Origin of the sequence: Solwaraspora sp. WMMD1047 (assembly GCF_029626155.1) — a bacterium.
GTDB lineage: Bacteria > Actinomycetota > Actinomycetes > Mycobacteriales > Micromonosporaceae > WMMD1047.
This window is the reverse complement of the sequence record NZ_JARUBL010000001.1, coordinates 3,892,817-3,910,558: the sequence shown is the minus strand read 5'-3', so window position 1 is coordinate 3,910,558 and position 17,742 is coordinate 3,892,817. Positions and strand designations below refer to the sequence as shown.

At 74.1% G+C, this 17,742-nt stretch carries 20 protein-coding genes; 12 read left to right on the top strand and 8 right to left on the bottom strand.

Annotated elements, in window-relative coordinates; genetic code table 11:
* Window positions 1-48: 48 nt before the first annotated feature.
* The 3 genes from O7627_RS17780 to prcA all read left to right on the top strand — a co-directional run bounded on the left by O7627_RS17780 (window position 49) and on the right by prcA (window position 2,276).
* Window positions 49-264, top strand: coding sequence for a ubiquitin-like protein Pup (locus O7627_RS17780; protein ID WP_278094641.1), 216 nt, complete (start codon window positions 49-51; stop codon window positions 262-264).
* 169 nt (window positions 265-433) lie between these two features.
* Window positions 434-1,273, top strand: a complete 840-nt coding sequence (gene prcB / locus O7627_RS17775; protein WP_278094640.1) for a proteasome subunit beta — start codon at window positions 434-436, stop codon at window positions 1,271-1,273.
* Between the two features lie 58 nt (window positions 1,274-1,331).
* On the top strand, window positions 1,332-2,276 hold the full coding sequence (gene prcA / locus O7627_RS17770; RefSeq protein WP_278094639.1) for a proteasome subunit alpha: 945 nt from the start codon (window positions 1,332-1,334) through the stop codon (window positions 2,274-2,276).
* A 96-nt stretch (window positions 2,277-2,372) separates the two neighbouring features.
* Here the strand turns inward: prcA and O7627_RS17765 are convergent, their stop codons facing one another.
* From O7627_RS17765 to rfbB, 6 genes are all read right to left on the bottom strand, one after another.
* Window positions 2,373-3,563 carry a glycosyltransferase family 2 protein gene (locus O7627_RS17765; RefSeq protein ID WP_278094638.1) on the bottom strand — a complete coding sequence of 397 codons (1,191 nt, stop codon included), beginning with the start codon at window positions 3,561-3,563 and terminating at the stop codon, window positions 2,373-2,375.
* A complete protein-coding gene (locus O7627_RS17760) occupies window positions 3,560-4,882 on the bottom strand; it encodes a polysaccharide biosynthesis protein (RefSeq protein WP_278094637.1) in 1,323 nt (440 codons plus the stop codon). The genes O7627_RS17765 and O7627_RS17760 overlap by 4 nt, the downstream gene beginning before the upstream one ends.
* Entirely contained in the window at window positions 4,879-5,583 is a 705-nt protein-coding gene (locus O7627_RS17755) for a glycosyltransferase family 2 protein (protein WP_278094636.1), read from the bottom strand. Before O7627_RS17755 ends, O7627_RS17760 begins: the two co-directional genes overlap by 4 nt.
* The gene (locus tag O7627_RS17750) at window positions 5,573-5,956 is read right to left on the bottom strand and encodes a DUF2304 domain-containing protein (protein ID WP_278094635.1); all 384 of its coding nucleotides are present in this window, start codon (window positions 5,954-5,956) and stop codon (window positions 5,573-5,575) included. Before O7627_RS17750 ends, O7627_RS17755 begins: the two co-directional genes overlap by 11 nt.
* A gap of 129 nt (window positions 5,957-6,085) precedes the next feature.
* Window positions 6,086-7,009 (bottom strand): dTDP-4-dehydrorhamnose reductase, encoded by a 924-nt coding sequence (gene rfbD / locus O7627_RS17745; protein WP_278094634.1) that lies wholly within the window; start codon window positions 7,007-7,009, stop codon window positions 6,086-6,088.
* Entirely contained in the window at window positions 7,006-8,016 is a 1,011-nt protein-coding gene (gene rfbB / locus O7627_RS17740) for a dTDP-glucose 4,6-dehydratase (RefSeq protein WP_278094633.1), read from the bottom strand. Before rfbB ends, rfbD begins: the two co-directional genes overlap by 4 nt.
* Window positions 8,017-8,154: 138 nt before the next feature.
* On the opposite strand from rfbB, the gene rfbA reads away from it, so the two are divergent.
* The 3 genes from rfbA (at window position 8,155) to O7627_RS17725 (ending at window position 10,859) form a co-directional block, all read left to right on the top strand.
* Window positions 8,155-9,015 (top strand): glucose-1-phosphate thymidylyltransferase RfbA, encoded by an 861-nt coding sequence (rfbA, locus tag O7627_RS17735; RefSeq protein WP_278094632.1) that lies wholly within the window; start codon window positions 8,155-8,157, stop codon window positions 9,013-9,015.
* Window positions 9,016-9,121: 106 nt separating this feature from the next.
* Window positions 9,122-10,480 carry a Pup--protein ligase gene (gene pafA, locus O7627_RS17730; protein WP_278094631.1) on the top strand — a complete coding sequence of 453 codons (1,359 nt, stop codon included), beginning with the start codon at window positions 9,122-9,124 and terminating at the stop codon, window positions 10,478-10,480.
* Window positions 10,481-10,523: 43 nt separating this feature from the next.
* On the top strand, window positions 10,524-10,859 hold the full coding sequence (locus tag O7627_RS17725) for a hypothetical protein (protein ID WP_278098568.1): 336 nt from the start codon (window positions 10,524-10,526) through the stop codon (window positions 10,857-10,859).
* A 91-nt stretch (window positions 10,860-10,950) separates the two neighbouring features.
* Here the strand turns inward: O7627_RS17725 and O7627_RS17720 are convergent, their stop codons facing one another.
* Window positions 10,951-12,036 carry a DUF3866 family protein gene (locus tag O7627_RS17720; protein ID WP_278094630.1) on the bottom strand — a complete coding sequence of 362 codons (1,086 nt, stop codon included), beginning with the start codon at window positions 12,034-12,036 and terminating at the stop codon, window positions 10,951-10,953.
* A gap of 170 nt (window positions 12,037-12,206) precedes the next feature.
* On the opposite strand from O7627_RS17720, the gene O7627_RS17715 reads away from it, so the two are divergent.
* The 6 genes from O7627_RS17715 (at window position 12,207) to O7627_RS17690 (ending at window position 16,966) form a co-directional block, all read left to right on the top strand.
* Window positions 12,207-13,208, top strand: a complete 1,002-nt coding sequence (locus O7627_RS17715) for a WYL domain-containing protein (RefSeq protein ID WP_278094629.1) — start codon at window positions 12,207-12,209, stop codon at window positions 13,206-13,208.
* A gap of 83 nt (window positions 13,209-13,291) precedes the next feature.
* A complete protein-coding gene (locus O7627_RS17710) occupies window positions 13,292-14,278 on the top strand; it encodes a YafY family protein (protein WP_278098313.1) in 987 nt (328 codons plus the stop codon).
* 14 nt (window positions 14,279-14,292) lie between these two features.
* Complete coding sequence (locus O7627_RS17705; protein WP_278094628.1) at window positions 14,293-14,556, top strand: hypothetical protein; 264 nt, start codon at window positions 14,293-14,295, stop codon at window positions 14,554-14,556.
* Window positions 14,557-14,768: 212 nt separating this feature from the next.
* Window positions 14,769-15,068: a Sec-independent protein translocase subunit TatA gene (gene tatA, locus O7627_RS17700; protein ID WP_278094627.1), complete on the top strand. Its 300-nt coding sequence runs from the start codon at window positions 14,769-14,771 to the stop codon at window positions 15,066-15,068.
* Window positions 15,069-15,086: 18 nt separating this feature from the next.
* Window positions 15,087-16,046, top strand: a complete 960-nt coding sequence (gene tatC / locus O7627_RS17695; protein WP_278094626.1) for a twin-arginine translocase subunit TatC — start codon at window positions 15,087-15,089, stop codon at window positions 16,044-16,046.
* Entirely contained in the window at window positions 16,043-16,966 is a 924-nt protein-coding gene (locus tag O7627_RS17690) for a diacylglycerol kinase family protein (RefSeq protein WP_278094625.1), read from the top strand. Before tatC ends, O7627_RS17690 begins: the two co-directional genes overlap by 4 nt.
* A gap of 9 nt (window positions 16,967-16,975) precedes the next feature.
* On the opposite strand, the gene O7627_RS17685 is transcribed toward O7627_RS17690, so the two are convergent.
* Window positions 16,976-17,716, bottom strand: a complete 741-nt coding sequence (locus O7627_RS17685; protein WP_278098312.1) for an HAD family hydrolase — start codon at window positions 17,714-17,716, stop codon at window positions 16,976-16,978.
* Window positions 17,717-17,742 lie beyond the last annotated feature (26 nt).

Genomic DNA, 17,742 nt, shown 5'->3' with positions numbered 1-17,742 from the left:
GCGCCGGCGAGGTAAGTTTCACCCAGGCGATCGTGGAGGAGGCACCAGATGACTACCCGTGACAGTGGCGGTCAGTCCCAGTCCGGCAAGGCCCGGCGGGACGAGGAGGTCGAGGACGTCACGACCGAGGCCAACCCCGAGGTAGCCGAGCGGCACGCGGAGATCACCGAGGACGTCGACGACCTGCTGGACGAGATCGACTCGGTGCTGGAGGAGAACGCCGAGGAGTTCGTCCGCGGCTACGTCCAGAAGGGCGGCGAGTGACCCGCGGCAGCGGGCCGTCGCCGACACGTCGCCGATGATGATCGCCGCCGTCCGGCGCGAGGGATACTCTGCTTCAACCGCACCGGTGGCGGCACCGAACGCCGGTGCGACGGCTCGTCCGGGCAATCCGGACGCTTGACCGGGACACCCTGTACCTGAGAGGAACGATGTGGCAGCGGGCTTCGATCCATCCGGCCGTCTACCCGATGTGTTCACCAACGCGGGCACATCGTCCTTCACCCAGTTCCTGACGATGGCGGCGCCGGACCTGCTGCCCGGCCGCCGCCCGCTGCCGCCGGGCCTGGCCGGCAACCTGGCCCCGCACGCCACCACCATCGTCGCCATCGCCACCCTCGGCGGGGTGGTGATGGCCGGCGACCGGCGGGCCACCATGGGCAACATGATCGCCAGCCGGGACATCGAGAAGGTGCACCCGGCCGACGCCCACTCGCTGGTCGGGATGGCCGGCACGGCGGGCCTGGGCATCGAGCTGATCCGTCTGTTCCAGGTCGAGCTTGAGCACTACGAGAAGATGGAGGGCACCATGCTCTCCCTCGACGGCAAGGCCAACCGGCTCGCCGCGATGGTGCGCGGCAACCTCGGCGCCGCCATGCAGGGGCTGGCCGTCATCCCGCTCTTCGCCGGCTTCGATCTGGCCGAGCCCGACCCGGTCCGGCAGGGCCGGATCTTCAGCTTCGACGTCACCGGCGGCCCGTACGAGGAGACCGGCTACGACGCGATCGGGTCCGGTTCGCTGTTCGCCAAGTCCGCGCTGAAGAAGCGGTTCCGCGCCGGGCTCGCCGTCGACGAGGCGGTCCGGCTGGCGGTGGAGGCGCTCTACGACGCCGCCGACGACGACACCGCCACCGGCGGACCCGACCTGAGCCGGCGGATCTTCCCGGTGGTGATGACCGCCACCGCCGAGGGCACCCACCGGCTGACCGACGCCGAGGCGGCGGCGGTGTCCGAGGCCGTGGTCGCCGCCCGGATGGAGAACCCGGGCGGCTGACCCCCGCCCGCAACCCGACCAGTCCGCTGCCCGCACCGCCAGAAGGAGAACCGCCGCCGTGGCCATGCAGTTCTACGCCTCGCCCGAGCAGATCATGCGCGATCGCTCCGAGCTCGCCCGCAAGGGCATCGCCCGGGGCCGCAGCGCCGTGGTGCTCAGCTACGAGGGCGGGGTGCTCTTCGTGGCGGAGAATCTGTCCAGCGCGCTGCACAAGGTCAGCGAGATCTACGACCGGATCGGCTTCGCCGCGGTCGGCCGCTACAACGAGTACGAGAACCTGCGCCGGGCCGGCGTGCGAATGGCCGACCTCAACGGCCTGAGCTTCGACCGTCGCGACGTGACCAGCCTGGCGCTGGCCAACGGATACGCGCAGACGCTCGGCGCGATCTTCACCGAGCAGTCCAAGCCGTTCGAGGTCGAGATCTGCGTGGCCGAGGTGGGCGCGACGCCCGACGACGACGAGATCTACCGGCTCACCTATGACGGTTCGGTGAACGCGGAGCCGGGCTGCATGGCGATGGGCGGCCAGGCCGACGCGATCGCCGGCAAACTGCGCGACGGCCACCGCGGGGACATGCCGCTCGCCGACGCGGTCAAGCTGGCCGTGAAGTCGCTCGGCAGCGTCGGTGGCGAGGGTGGCGCCGACCGCACGATCGCCGCCAACCAGCTGGAGGTGGCGATCCTGGACCGCCGCCGGGTGGGCCGCACGTTCCGCCGGATCATCGGCCCGGCACTTGCCGCGTTGCTGGAGGACAGCCCCGTCCCGGCCGACGACACCGACGCCGCGCCGGCCGACGACGCGGTGGCGGGCAAGCCGGCGCCGGCTCCGAGCGGGGCCAAACCACCCACCGGTACGGCGAAGAAGCCGACCAGCTCGGCCGGTTCGGCCGACCTGGAGGACAAGCCCGCCCAGGCCGAGGACGCCAAGCCCGCCGAGGAGAGCAAGCCGACCAAGCCGGCGCCGGGTGCCAAGCCCGGGGACGGGGATCGACCGGCCGGGTGACCCCGGTCGGTCCCGTCGGTGCGGGCTCGGCCGGCACCGACCGGTCGGCGAGCCATCCGGCCGGCGCCGCGGAGCCGGCGGGCTCAGTCAGCGGGCTCACTCGGTGCGGAGCAGCCGGCGGGCCAGCCGCCAGTAGGTTTGCGCGGCGGCGTTGAACAGCCCGACGCCGGCTGGGGCGGCGACGTTTCCCGGGTCGATCCGGGCGGTCATCATCCGGGCGACCACCCCGTCGGGCACCCGGCGCTCCGCCTGCAGCCGGCGTCGCCGGGCCAGCAGCCAGCCGCGGTGCCGCCACAGCCAGCGCCAGCCGCGCAGTTTCGGCCCGGCCCACCCGCCGGCCACCGCACCGGCCAGGATGGCCGCCTCGGTGGCCAGCAGCGCCGGCCCGAGAACCACAAGCGTCCGCGACTCGTACGCGGTGAGCAGCGTGATCAGGCGGTTCCGCTCCAGCAGGTAGGTCTTCAGGTCGTTGCGGGAGAACTCGTAGCGGTGCCGCACGACGGCGTCCGGCACGTACTCCACCCGCAGGCCCGCCTGCCACAGCCGCAGGCTCAACTCGGTGTCCTCGTGGTAGGCGAAGTACTCCACGGCGAAGCCGTCCAGCCGACGCCACAGCTCCCGCCGGATGGCGAAGCAGCAGCCGCTGAGCGCCGCCGTGGCCCGCCGGTCCGGGTACCGGCTGGCCGGTTGCCCGTGCCCGCCGGCCCAGGACAGACCGGTGAAGTGCACCGGGTTGCCGGCCGAGTTGATCAGGTCAGGGCGGTCGGCCAGTCGGATCGAGGCGGTGGCGGCCCCCACGCCGTTCTCGCCCGCCACCGCGACCAGCCGGGCCAGCGCGTCCGGCTCGACGATCGCATCGGAGTTGACGAAGACCAGGTGATCGCCGGTCGCCTCCGCTGCGCCGAGCCGGCAGCCGCCCGCGTAACCGGTGTTCATCGCCGGCCGCAGCACCCGGACCCCGGGCCAGCCGGCGATCACCTGCACGCCGTCCCCGGTACAGCCGTTGTCGACGACGATCACCTCCAGGTCGAGCCCGGCGCTGGCCGACACCGCCCGGACCGCGTCGGCCAGCCACGGCTCCGGCCCGTACGCGAGCAGGACTGCGGTCACCCGTGGGGCGAGCGGCAGATCGCCGGGTCCCTTCGGTTCGGCCGTAGCTGCCTGCGGTTCGGCGTCTGCCCGCGACCTGGTGCCTGCCTGCGGCCCGCCGCCTACCTGCGGGCTGGCGTTGGCCTGTGGGCCGTCTGGGTCAGCCTGGTGGGTGGCGTTGGCCGGTGAGGTGGTCACGGTCGTCGGTTGCCGGCGGTCGCCGGGGTGGGTCCGGGCGCGACGGGCTGGCCGGCCGCCGGCCCGACGTGGCGCAGCAGCAGGGCCATTGCAGTTGCCGCCACCAGAGCGCCGGCCGTGTAACCTGCCCCGACCCGGGTCGGCACCGCGAGTTCGGCCGGCAGCAGCGTCACGGCCGCCAGTGCGGCGGTGCCGGCCGTCCACCCGACGGCCTGGCCGCGGTGCCGGCCGGCGGCCAGCAGCGCCTGCCCCAGCACCAGGGCCCACAGGTACGCCAGGGTGCCGGCGGCCAGCCAGCCGAAGTCGGCCCGGCCCAGGACGGCGGGCGCGTCGAACAGGTACCGCACCAGCCAGGGGCCGAACCCGACCGTGAGCAGCCCACCGGCGGCACCGAGCAGGGTGACCGCGGCCAGGCCCCGGCCCAGCAACCGGCGGTAGGCCGGGTGGTCCCCGGTGGCCAGCGTGGCGCTGAGGCCCGGCAGCAGCGGTGCCTGCAGGGCGGCGAAGACGAAGAGCGGGATCCGGACCAGCACGAGCGCGCTGAGTACCGCGCCGGCCACCGCGGCCTGCGCCGGGGCGAGCAGCCGCGCGGTGATCACCCCCAGGTTTGCCACCAGTTGGGCGAGCAGGCTGGCCACGACGAGCAGACCGAGCGCTGGCAGCAGCGTCGACCAGGCGACCGGGCCGGGCTGGCGGGTCAGCGGCTGGCGGGTCAGCGGCGGGCGGGTCCGCAGCGGGGTGGTCAGCAGGGCGGCGGCCGGTGGGGCGAGGGCCAGCACGGCGGCGTACCAGCCGGGGGAGTCGGCGCCGGCCAGCGCGACCAGGCCGACCAGGCCGATCCGCAGCGCGCCGTCCAGGCCGAGCTGCACGCCGTAGCGGTGGAATCGGCCGAGGCCGGCGAGCAGGCCACGGCTGGTGTGGGCGCCGGCCAGGCCCACCAGGGCGGCCGCGGTCGCCCAGGGCAGCGCGGTCGCGCCGCCGAAGAGCCGGTCGGTGAGCGGGCCGGCGGCGGCCAGCACCAGCCCGGCGAGCAGCCCGGCGGCCAGGGCGGCGAGGACGCCCACCCGCAGCAGGGTCGGCCGGGTCGGATGCCCGAGCCGGCGCCGCGTCGCGACATGACAGGATATTTCCTGCTCGATCGGCATGAAGAGCCCCAGGCCGGCGGTGAAGACGATGGCCCAGCACACCGACAGGGAGGAATAGCCGGCCGGATCGAGCCGGTGCCCGGCAACCGCGAGATGCACGTACGCGGCCAGGCCGAGCACCGCCAGCCCGGCGCCGACCGGCAGGGTGCCGTCCGGCAGCAGCCGGCGGGTCATCGGCGGATCAGGGCGAGGGTCAGGACGGTGAAGGTGCGGCCGAGGTAGAGCATGGCCCGGACCGGCGAGACCCGGGGCGTCCCGGCCACCCGCGGTCGCATGGCGACCGGCACCTGCCGAATGCGGTAGCCGCGCCGCGCGGCGTGTACCAGGGTCTCGACGGTGTCGCCCAGGTACTCCACCGGGTACCAGCCGGCGAACATGTCGATCACCGCCCGGTTGGCCGCCCGGAATCCGGAGGTGCTGTCCGACAGCGGGGTGCCGGCGACCCGGGACAGCACGGCGGCCAGCAGCAGCATCGCCCACCGGCGGGGTCCCCCCACCCGGTATTCGCCCTCGCCGGCGAACCGGGCGCCGATCACCAGGTCGGCGCCGTCGAGCGCGGCGAGCAGCCGGAGCGCGTAGCGCGGGTCGTGCTGGCCGTCGGCGTCGACCTGGATGACCGCGTCGTAGTCACCGTCGCGGGCGTACCGGTAGCCGAGCCGCATCGCCCCACCCACGCCGAGGTGGATCGGCAGCCGGGCGACCACCGCACCGGCCGCCGCCGCCACCGCGGCGGTCCGGTCGGTCGATCCGTCGTCCACCACCAGGATGTCCGCGGCCGGCAGTTCCCGGCGGACGTCGTGGATCACCTGGCCGACGGCGGCCGACTCGTTGAGCGCCGGGATGACGACCAGGACGCGGCGGGCGCTACTGGTCACCGCTGACCACCTCGGTGCCGCTGCGATGGTCCGGGCGGGGTTCGGGCGGGGTCAGCCGGAGCAGGGCCAGCTCCTCGGCCAGCGTCCGGGTCTCCTCCTCCAGCCGGCTGACCTCCCAGCTGAGGTGTGCGGTGACGACGAGCAGGAAGACGAGGCCGAGGAAGAGCACGAGGCTCACCCCGGAGACCACCCCGGCCGCCTCGGCCACGCCGTCGAGCAGCCGGGGGAACAGCGCGAGCGGCACGATGACCAACCCGACGGCCAGCCAGAGCAGCGCGTACTTCTCCCGCAGCTGCCGGCGCCGTAACAGTTCCAGGATCGCCGCGAGCAGGAGCAGACCGGTCACCGCGGTGACCAGGGTCAGCCGGCTCACCGCGGGCCGTCCGGCGCGAGCCGGGCGCGGGGGCGGGACGGGGTCGTGCGGGTGGGGGCGGAGAGCGGCACAACCGGTCAACGATCCCGGTCGCGACCGGTGACTGGGCGCCCCCGGCCCGGCGGCGCGTCAGCCGGAGACGGTGGTCCGGTCGCCGACGGTGAGCTGGTGCCCGGCGGGTTGTTGGCCGGCGGGACAGAGCGCCGCGGCGAGCATGTCCCGCCAGTGCGCCATCGGCGCCAGCCCGGCGGCGCTCCAGCGGTCATGGCCCAGCACGCTGTAGGCAGGCCGCCGGGCCGGTCGTACGTACCGGTCGCTGCTGGTCGGGCGGACCCGCTCCGGGTCGAGCCCGGCGCGCCGGAACACCTCCCGGGCCAGACCGAACCAGGTGGTCTGCCCGGTGGCGGTGCCGTGGTAGGCCCCAGCCGGTGCCCGCCCGGCCAGCGCCGCCTCGCCGAGCTCGATCAGCCGCTGCGCCAGCGCGTACGACCAGGTGGGCTGGCCGTGCTGGTCGTCGACCACGTCGAGGTGTTCCCGCTCGCCGGCCAGCCGCAGCATGGTGGCGACGAAGTTGCCGCCGTGCGCGCCGTACAGCCAGGCGGTGCGGACCACATAACCGGTCTGCGGCAGCAGCCGGGCCACGGCCAGCTCGCCGACCAGCTTCCCCCGCCCGTACGCGTTCATCGGGTCGGTCGGCGCGTCCTCCGGGTAGGGCCGGTCGGCGTCGCCGGGGAAGACGTAGTCGGTGGAGACGTGCAGCAGCCGGGCGCCGGACTCGGCGCAGGCCCGGGCCAGGTTCTCCACCCCGGTGCCATTGACCGCGGTGGCCGCCGCCTCCTGCGTCTCGGCGCCGTCGACGTCGGTCCAGGCCGCCGCGTTGACCACCACGTCGTGCCCGTCGACGGCGGAGCGCAGCGCCGCCGGGTCGGTCAGGTCCAGCTCGGCCCGGGTGGCGGCGGTGACCCGACGGTCCGGGTCGGCGTCCAGCGCGGCCACCAGATCGCGGCCGAGCATGCCGCCAGCGCCGGTGACCAGCCAGCGACCGCCGGTCATCCGGCCGTCCCGCCGGCCTGCGCGCCCGGGCGGGAGGCCGACCGCAGCGGCTCCCACCAGGCCCGGTTCTCCCGGTACCAGGCGACCGTCTCGGCGAGCCCGCGCTCCAGGTCGATGCTGGGGGCGTACCCCAGCTCTTCGGAGATCTTGGTGATGTCCAGCGAATAGCGGCGGTCGTGGCCCTTGCGGTCGGCGACCGGAACGACCCGGTCCCAGCCGGCGCCGCAGGCGGCCAGCAGCCGCTCGGTCAGCTCGCGGTTGGTGAGCTCGGTGCCACCGCCGATGTGGTAGACCTCGCCGGGCCGGCCCTTCTCCTGGACCAGCGCGATGCCGACGCAGTGGTCGTAGACGTGCAGCCAGTCCCGCACGTTGCCGCCGTCGCCGTAGAGCGGCACCGTCCCGCCGTCCAGCAGGTTTGTCACGAACAGCGGGATGACCTTCTCCGGGTACTGGTACGGCCCGTAGTTGTTGGAGCAGCGGGTGATCACCACGTCGAGGCCGTGGGTGCGGTGGTACGCCAGCGCCAGCAGGTCGGAGCCGGCCTTGGCGGCCGAGTACGGCGAGTTCGGCGCCAGCGGCCAGGTCTCGGTCCACGAGCCCTCGTCGATCGAGCCGTACACCTCGTCGGTGGAGACGTGCACGAACCGGCCGGTGCCGTGCCGACGGGCGGCGTCGAGCAGGGTCTGGGTGCCGAGCACGTTCGTGGTCACGAACGGCGCTGCGCCGTCGATGGACCGGTCGACGTGCGACTCGGCCGCGAAGTGCACGATCACGTCCTGGCCGGCGACCACCTCGTCGACCACGGCCGGGTCGCAGATGTCGCCGTGCACGAAGCTGAACCGCGGATCCGCCCGCACCGGGTCGAGGTTCGCCGGGTTACCGGAGTAGGTGAGCGCGTCCAGCACGGTCACCGCGCTGGGCGCGAGCTGGGGACCGGAACCGGTCAACAGCATCCGGACGTACTCAGAACCGATGAACCCGGCGCCGCCGGTGATGAGAATCCTCACGGGTCCGGGAGTCTACGCGAAAGGTTCGCGCGGACCCCCATTCACGTGGTGTCCGGGAGCCGACGGCGCCGGGCTGCGGGTCCGGCTGTCCGGAGGCCGACGCGCCGTGGGCGCGGCAGCGTGGGTAGGCTCCGGCGGGTGCGTGGAATCCTGCTCGCCGGTGGCACCGGGTCGCGGCTCTGGCCGATCACCCGCGCGGTGTCGAAGCAACTGATGCCGGTCTTCGACAAGCCCATGATCTACTACCCGCTCTCCACCCTGGTGATGTCCGGGGTGCGGGAGATCCTGGTGATCACCACCCCGGACGACCAGCCGCAGTTCCAGCGGCTGCTCGGCGACGGCGCCCAGTTCGGCCTGCGGCTGGAGTACGTCGCCCAGCCACGCCCGGAGGGAATCGCCCAGGCGTTCCTGCTGGGGGCCGACTTCATCGGTGACGACTCGGTCGCGCTGATCCTCGGCGACAACATTTTCCACGGCGTCGGCCTCGGCCGGCAGCTCGGCGACCACGGCGGGCTGGTCGGCGGCCGGGTCTTCGCGTACCCGGTGGCCAACCCGGAGGCGTACGGCGTGGTCGACTTCGACTCCGCCGGCCGGGTGCTGTCGATCGAGGAGAAGCCGGCCACCCCGAAATCCCGGTACGCGGTGCCGGGCCTGTACTTCTACGACAACCGGGTGGTCGAGATCGCCCGCAAGCTCACCCCCAGCGACCGGGGTGAGTTGGAGATCACCGCCGTGAACGAGGCGTACCGGGAGGCCGGCGAGCTGACCGTCACCGTGCTCGACCGGGGGACCGCCTGGCTGGACACCGGAACCTTCGCCTCGATGATGCAGGCCGCCGAGTTCGTCCGGGTGATCGAGGAGCGGCAGGGGATGAAGATCGGCTGTATCGAGGAGGAGGTGTGGCGGGCCGGTCTGATCGACGACGACCAGCTCCGCGCCCTCGCCGCCCCGCTGACCAAGAGCGGGTACGGCCAGTACCTGCTGGACCTGCTCCGCTGATCCGGACGCCCGGACGGGCGGCCCGCGACGGGCCGAGTTTGCCCCGTCGCGCATTGCGGCGAGCCGACGCTGACCAACCCGGGCTCCGGGCGGTTAATGTCTGTGCATGGAGCGGCGAATCTTCGGCCTTGAGACCGAGTACGGCGTCACGTGTACCTACCGTGGCCAGCGTCGGCTGTCCCCGGACGAGGTCGCGCGTTACCTCTTCCGCCGGGTGGTCTCCTGGGGCCGGTCCAGCAACGTGTTCCTGCGCAACGGTGCCCGGCTGTACCTGGACGTCGGGTCACACCCCGAGTACGCCACCCCGGAGTGCGACTCGGTGGCCGACCTGGTCGCCCACGACCGGGCCGGCGAGCGGATCCTGGAGGGGTTGCTCGTCGACGCGGAGAAGCGGCTGCACGACGAGGGCATCGCGGGTGAGATCTACCTGTTCAAGAACAACACCGACTCGGCCGGCAACTCGTACGGCTGCCACGAGAACTACCTGGTCTCCCGGCACGGCGAGTTCGGCCGGCTGGCCGACGTGCTGATCCCGTTCCTGGTGACCCGGCAGCTGATCTGCGGGGCCGGCAAGGTGCTGCAGACCCCGCGCGGGGCGGTCTACTGCCTGTCCCAGCGGGCCGAGCACATCTGGGAGGGCGTCTCGTCCGCGACCACCCGGAGCCGGCCGATCATCAACACCCGCGACGAGCCGCACGCCGACGCCGAGCGCTACCGCCGGCTGCACGTCATCGTCGGCGACTCGAACATGAACGAGGTCACCACCCTGCTCAAGGTGGGCACGGCCGACATCGTGCTGCGGATGATCGAGGCCGGGGTGGTGATGCGCGACCTGTCGCTGGAGAACCCGATCCGGGCGATCCGCGAGGTGTCCCACGACATCACCGGCCGCCGCAAGGTCCGGCTCACCTCCAACAAGGAGGTCAGCGCCCTGGAAATCCAGCAGGAGTACCTCGCCAAGGCCACCGAGTTCGTCGAGCGGCGCGGCGGTGACCAGACCGCGAAGCGGGTCGTCGAGCTCTGGGGCCGGGTGTTGCGGGCGGTCGAGACCGGCGACCTCGACCCGGTGGCGCGGGAGATCGACTGGGTCACCAAGCTGAAGCTGATCGAGCGGTACCAGCGCAAGCACGACCTGCCGCTGTCGCACCCGAGGATCGCCCAGATGGATCTGGCCTACCACGACCTGCGTCGCGGCCGGGGCCTGTACGGCCTGCTGGAGCGCCGTAAGCAGGTGGACCGGATCGCCACCGACCTGGAGATCTTCGAGGCGAAGGAGACCCCGCCGCAGACCACCCGGGCCCGGTTGCGCGGCGAGTTCATCCGGCAGGCCCAGGAGAAGCGTCGCGACTTCACCGTCGACTGGGTGCACCTCAAGCTCAACGACCAGGCGCAGCGCACCGTCCTGTGCAAGGACCCGTTCCGGGCCTACGACGAGCGGGTGGAACGGCTGATCGCCAGCATGTGACCGGCGTGCCGGGCGGTAGGCTCGGCCCGCTATGACTGCCCCGATGCCGACCCCCGACGACCGCGACCACCCCGGTCCCCGGGCCGCCGACCCGGACCACCGGGCGGCCGACGCCGCTCACGGCGCCGATCCGGCTGCCCATGACGCCGATCCGGCTGCCCATGACGCCGATCCGGCTGCCGGCGGCGCCGATCCGGCCCGCACCGGCACGGCTGAACCGGTCCGGCCCCGGCCGGGCTGGCTGGAACGGCGCCGGGACAAGATCGCCGCCGAGGTGGCCCGCAACCGGCAGGGCGGGCACAAGGTGCCGACCTGGGTGCTCGCGGCGGTGCTGCTGCTGATCGTCGGCGCCTGGGCCACCCTGGTCCTGCTCGCCTGATCCGACCGGGGGCCTGCCGGCCTGATCCACCTGGCGGCCTGCTCGCCCGATCCACCTGGCCGCCTGCCGCCGGATGGACAGTCCCGGCGGCTCAGGTCAGCAGGCTGGCGGCGTGCCGGCCGGCCGCGGCGGCGGCCAGGAAGTAGGCGTGGTCGGCGTCGAGCCCTCTGCCCATTGTGGACAAACTCACCTGGGTGGCCCGCAGCGCCTGGTCGAGCCCGGTGACGTCGACCCGGACGATCCGGTGCCGCCCGGCCAGCGGGGCGAGCGCCGCCTCGACCGGCCCGGCCAGCTCCGGCGCCAGCTCCGCCGGCACCACCAGGTCCGCGGCGGCCAGGGCGACCCGCCCGTACGCGGTGAGGCTGTGGTGGGACACGCCCCGGTGCCGGGGCCGGGGGTCGGCCGCCGAGATCCGCAGCGAGCCGACCGGCCGCCCGCCCAGCGCGGCCACCGCGTTCACCGCCTCACCGACGCCCACCCCGGAGAACCCCCACCGGGTGCCGGTGCCGAGATTGCCCGGCCCCTGGGTGACGATCACGATCTCCGCGCCGAGCGCGTGCCGGGCCGCGAGCAGCCCGCTGTGCACGTTCGTCGCCTCCAGGTCGCCGCCGAACGCCTGACCAACGGTGACCGTGCCGACCAGTTCGCCGCGCAGCCCGGACAGGGTGCGGGAGAACCAGGCCGGCAGCGCTCCACCGTCGGTCATCAGGTAGCCGATCCGCAGCCCTGGCGCGTCCGCCCGGATGCCGGCGATGATCGCCGGCAGGGCCGAGTGCAGGTCGGCCGTGACCACCGGCAGACCGGCCAGGTCGTCGGCGTCGGCCAGCACGGCCCGGTGCGGGGAGGCGTCCTCGTCGGCGCCGAGCAGGATCGGCTGTAGCGGGGTGTAGCGGGCCTTCACCAGGTGCCCGGCGTCGCGGGTCGAACCCGGCTCGACCGGATCCGGGGGCAGCCGGTCGGGCAGCGCCACCACCAGGGCGTACCCGCCGGTGCCCAGCCCCATCAGCAGGGCGCCGACGTTGAGCAGCACCCGGTCGCCGGGCTGCGGGTCGCCGACCAGGGCCGGGTACGCCAGGGCCCGCAGGGTGCTCCCGTCGGGCAGCGTGACGTCCAACTCGACCGCCCCGTGCCAGCTCCGCCGCAGCACCGCCACCGTGCCGGACCGCCATCGAACCATGGCCGGCACGCTAGCCGGACCGGTCCCGGCCGCCCGACGCGGGGGCGGCACGGTGACCGTCACCCGCCGCCACCGCCCGGATACCGCTCCGGCGCCGGCTCGCGAACGCGATCACGGCACGGCGCGCTCGGGTGCGCGAAATACCGGACAACACTGCTAGCGTCTGGTACGTGTCGCGGACCCGCACGGAACGCCTGGTCAACCTGGTGATCTGCCTGCTCTCCACGCGGCGGTACCTGACCGCCGCGCAGATCGCCGCGACCGTGCCCGGCTACGGGCACGATCCGGACGACCCGCGCGACCACGAGGCGTTCCAGCGCAAGTTCGAGCGGGACAAGGCTGAGCTGCGTGAACTCGGCGTTCCGCTGGAGACCGGCACGGCGAGCGTCTTCGACAGCGAGCCGGGCTACCGCATCGCGCACCGCGAATACGCGCTGCCGGACATCCCGCTGGAGCCCGACGAGGCGGCCGCCGTGGGCATCGCCGCCCGGCTCTGGCAGCACGCCGGGCTGGCCGCCGCCGCCTCCTCCGGCCTGGCCAAGCTGCGGGCCGCCGGCATCGACGTCGACCCGCAGGCGACGCTCGGCATGGAGCCGGTGGTCACCGTCGACCCCGCGTTCGAGCCGCTGACCGCCGCCGCCCGGGACCGGCGGACCGCCGGCTTCACCTACCGGGTGCCCTCGGGCGACGCCCCCACCCAGCGGCGGCTGCAGCCGTGGGGGGTGGTCTGCTGGCGCGGCCGGTGGTACGTGGTCGGTCACGATCTCGACCGGGAGGCGACCCGCTGCTTCCGACTGTCCCGGATCGTCGGCGCGGTGAAGGTCAGCGGTGCGCCGGGCTCGTTCCAGCCGCCGGCCGGCGTGGATCTGATCAGCCATGTGGCCCGCTGGTCCGGGCCGGTCGAGCGGACCGGCCGGGCCACCGTGCTGGTCCGGCCCGGCCGGGCGGCCGGGCTGCGCCGGTGGGCCGGGGATAGCACCAGCGCTCCCGACGGCGACCGGCTGGTGCTGCCGTACGCCTGCCCGGACTCGCTGGCGGCGACCCTGGTCGGCTACGGCTCCGACGTGCGGGTGCTCGACCCGCCGGAGGTGCGGGAGGCGGTCATCCAGCGGCTGAAGGAGATCGCCGCCCGGCACGACGAGCCGGTCCCCTCCGCCGGGGTGCCGAGGTGACCTCGGCACCGACCCCGCGCGGCACCGCCGGCCGACCGGCCGGCAACCGGGCGTCGGCCGGGACCAAGGCGTCGGCCGACCGGCTGGCCCGGCTGCTCAACCTGGTGCCGTACCTGCTGGCCCGGCCGGGCATCGAGGTGGCCGAGGCCGCCGCCGACCTCGGCGTCAGCGAGCGGCAGCTGCGCGAGGACCTGGAGCTGCTCTGGGTCTGCGGGCTGCCCGGGTACGGTCCGGGTGACCTGATCGACATGGCCTTCGACGGCGACCGGGTCACCATCACCTACGACGCGGGCATCGACCGGCCGCTGCGGCTCACCCCGGACGAGGCGCTGGCCCTGGTGGTCGCGCTGCGGATGCTCGCGGAGACCCCGGGGATGCCGAACCGGGACGCCATCGAGCGGGCCCTCGCCAAGATCGAGAACGCCGCCGGGGACCTGGCCGGCGCTCCGGTCGAGGTGCGGATGCCCGGCGACGGCGACCGGGTCGATCAGCTCCGTGGCGCGGTGCAGCGCCGCCGGGCGCTGCGGATCACCTACTACACGGCGACCCGGGACGAGACCACCGAACGCACCATCGACCCGATCCGGGTGCTGATGGTCGGCGGCCGGGCCTACCTGGAGGCGTGGTGCCGCCGGGCCGAGGCGGTCCGGATGTTCCGGGCCGACCGGATCGACGCGCTGGCCGAGTTGGACGAGCCGGCCGCCGCCCCGCCGGAGGCGCGGCTGCACGACATCAGCGCCGGAGTGTTCCAGCCGTCCGGCGAGTTGCCGCTGGTGACGCTGCGGGTCGGCCGGTCCGGCCGGTGGATCACCGAGTACTACCCGTGCGAGCGGGTCGAGCCTGACCCCGCCGACGGGGCCGGCGCCAACCCCTCGGGTGACTGGCTGGTGTCGTTGCGGGTCAGCGACCTGGGCTGGGCCCGCCGGTTCGTGCTGGGGTTGGGTCCGGACGTGACGGTCGTCTCCCCGCCGGAGCTGGTCGAGCGGGTCCGGGCGGAGGCGGCGGCGGCGCTCGACGCCTACGGCACGCCCGCGTCCGCTGACCGGACGGGCGCCGCGGTCGCCCACTGACTAGGCTGTCCGGCGTGGTGAAGTGGATCGTGGTCGCGGTGCTTGTCGTCGCCCTGCTGGTGCTGGCCCTGGCGGTCCGCCCGGTGCTGACCCGGCTGCCCGCGCTGGACCGGGCCGCCCGGCGGCTGCAGGGCCGGCAGGCCGAGGCGGAGTCGCTCCAGGCCGCCGCGGCCGGTCTGGAGGAGCGGCTGGCCGCGCTGCGGGAGTCCGCCGAGACCGCCGCGCGGCGACTGGAGCTGATCCGCGCCAAGAAGGGCGAGGCCGAACGCGCGGAGTGACCCCGCCCGCGCCGACCGTGCGCGTTCCTGTCCGGAAGGCATCTTCAGCGTGCAAGAGTGCGCCGGAGGTGGGTTGACGGGAAACGCGCCGTTGGTCAACACTTCACCGACCGGGGCGAACTGCCAGCCGCCCGGCAGGTGGCACGGGCCCGCGACGGACGTACGATGGCCTGCAACACCTCTCACCGCCAAGAAGACCGACTGGAGTTCCCATGGGTGCCCTCAAGCCGTGGCACATCGCCGTCCTCGTGGTCGTGCTGATCCTCCTGTTCGGCGCGAAGCGGCTGCCGGACGCCGCCCGCTCGCTCGGCCGATCGCTGCGGATCATCAAGGCCGAGACGAAGAGCCTGGCCGACGACGACAAGGACCTGGCCGAGAAGGCCGACGCCCAGCACGGCCGCCAGCCGCTGCAGCCGGACCCGGCGATCCAGCCGACCAGCGTGCACCCGCAGGGGTACCAGCCGCCCGCGCAGCCGGTCAACGACCCGGTGCAGCGCGGCCGCGACAACTGACCCCGGGCCCGGGACACCGTGGGCTTCGCACTCCGCCGCCGGCGCGGCCCCAGCAAGTTCGAACGGGCCGCCGACGGCTCGATGACGCTCATCGAGCACCTGCGTGACCTGCGTAGCCGGTTGTTCATGGCGTCGCTCGGTCTCCTCGCGGGGCTGATCGTCGGCTTCATCCTCGCCGAGCCGGTCTACGAGCTGCTCCGGCAGCCGTACTGCAACCTCCCGGGCAAGATCGACCCGGAGACCAACAAGTGCGCCGCGTTCATCCTGCTCGCCCCGGCCGACAGCTTCATCCTGAAGCTGAAGCTCGCTCTCTGGATCGGCCTGATCGTCGGCGCGCCGGTCTGGCTCTACCAGCTCTGGGCGTTCATCGCCCCCGGCCTGCACCGGCACGAGCGTCGGTGGGCCTACACCTTCGTGTCGCTGGCCGCGCCGCTGTTCGCCGCCGGCGCCGCGCTGGCCTACGTGGTGGTGGACAAGGGCCTGGCCTTCCTGCTCGACGCGGGTGTCGCCGGCCTCGACTCCCAGCTCGAGGTGACCCGCTACATCTCCTTCGTCACCACGATGATCCTGCTGTTCGGGGTCGGCTTCGAGTTCCCGCTGCTGCTGCTGATGCTCAACTTCGCCGGGGTGGTCACCGCCCGCCGGCTGCTGAGCTGGTGGCGGACGGTGGTCTTCATCTGCTTCGCGTTCGCCGCGGTCGCCACCCCGGACCCCGGTCCGTTCGGCATGACGCTGCTGGCGCTGACCCTGTCGCTGCTGTACTTCATCGCCTGCGGGGTCGCCTTCCTCAACGACAAGCGCAAGGGTCGGGGCAAGGAGGTCTACGCCGGCCTGGCCGACGACGAGGTTTCCCCGCTGACCGACGATCGGGAGCCGGTGCTGGCCGGTGACCGGGTGGAGACCGTCGCGCCGATCGAGGCGCCGGAGCCGGTCGCCGCGCCCAGGCCGATCGAGAGCCGCTACGACGACACCACGTGACCGCGGAGCTGGCGGCCGGGGGTGAATCCGGTCCGGTGGCGGTGCTGGCCAACCCCACCGCCGCCCGGGGCCGGCACCGCGCGCTGCTGCCGGCCGTGCTCGACCGGCTCGGCGCGGCCGGCCGCCCGGTCCGGCTGCTGACCGCGCACACTGCGGCGGCGGCCCTCGCGGCCTGCCACCAGGCGGTGGCCGACGGCGCCGGGGCGCTGCTCACCGTCGGCGGCGACGGGACCGTGCACCTGGCGCTGCAGGCGGTGGCCGGCACGCCGGTCGGGTTCGGGCCGGTACCGGCGGGCACCGGCAACGACTTCGCCGAGCGGACCGGCTTCCCGGCCGACCCGCTGGCCGCGGTCGACGTGATCGCCGGGGCGCTGCGGGCCGGCCGGAGCACCCCGGTGGACCTGGCCCGAATCACCGACGCCGCCGGGGCCACCCGGTGGTACGGCGCGGTGCTGGCCGCCGGTTTCGACGCGATCGTCAACGAGCGGGCCAACCGGCTGCGCTGGCCGCGCGGCCCGCGCCGCTACGACCTGGCGATCCTGGTCGAGCTGGCCCGGCTGCGCCCGCGCCACTACACGTTGACCCTGGACGGGATACGCCACGACCTGGCGGCGGTGCTGGTGGCGGTCGGCAACTGCGCCAGCTACGGCGGCGGCATGCGGATCTGCCCGGCCGCCGACCCGACCGACGGCCTGCTCGACGTGGTGGTCGGCGGCCCGATGACCCGCCGGCACCTGATGCGGATCAAACCCCGGGTCTACCAGGGCAGCCACGTCACCGACCCGCTGGTCCGCAGCTACCGGGCCCGCACCGTCGAGTTGTCGGCCGACGGCATCATCGGGTACGCCGACGGCGAACGGGTCGGCCCGCTGCCGCTGACCATCACCGCCGTGCCGGCCGCAGTGCGGCTGCTGCGCTGACGGACCGGCTCAGGCCGGGCCGGCGGTGGCCAGGTCGAGCACCGCGGCCAGCCCGTTCGAGCGGCCGGCGTCCGCGGCGGGCAGCACCAGCGCCGCGCAGCCGGCCCGCACAGCTCCCGCGTCGGCCGGGGTGTCGCCGACCATCAGGGTCAGCTCCGGGTCGACGCCGAGCGCGCCGCAGGCCCGCAGGAAGATGCCCGGGTCCGGCTTGCAGCGCCCCACCTCGTAGGAGAGCACGAACGCGTCCACCAGGTCGGCCAGCCCCCACGCGGCGAAGAAGGGCCGGATGTCGAAGCCGATGTTGCTGACCACCGCGACCGGCACCGACGCCGCCCTCAGCTCGCGCAGCACGGCTGCCGCGTCGGCGTACGGCAGCCAGCCGTCCGGGGTCAGGCACCGCTCGTAGAGGGCGTCGGGGAGCCCGTCGACGCCGGTCTGCACGGTCGCCGCCAGACCGGTGTAGGCGGCCCGGTGAGCGTGCGGGTAGAGGTCCCGTTCGGCCCAGACCTCGGCCAGGTGCGGGGGCACCCGGTGCGGCACCGGCCCGCCGGCCCGCCCGGCGGTGACCAGCCGGTCGGCCAGCACAGTGGCCCGGGGCCGCTCCAGCGTCACCCCGCACTCGGCCGCCCCGGCCGACACCCAGGCCACCGGGTCCTCGACCTGCGCCAGGGTGCCGTGGAAGTCCAGGAGCACCCCGCGGACGGGCCGGCGTTGCGGTGTTCCGCCGGACTCGCTGGAGCTACGCGGCAGGGGCGGTTCGGGATGATCCGGCACGC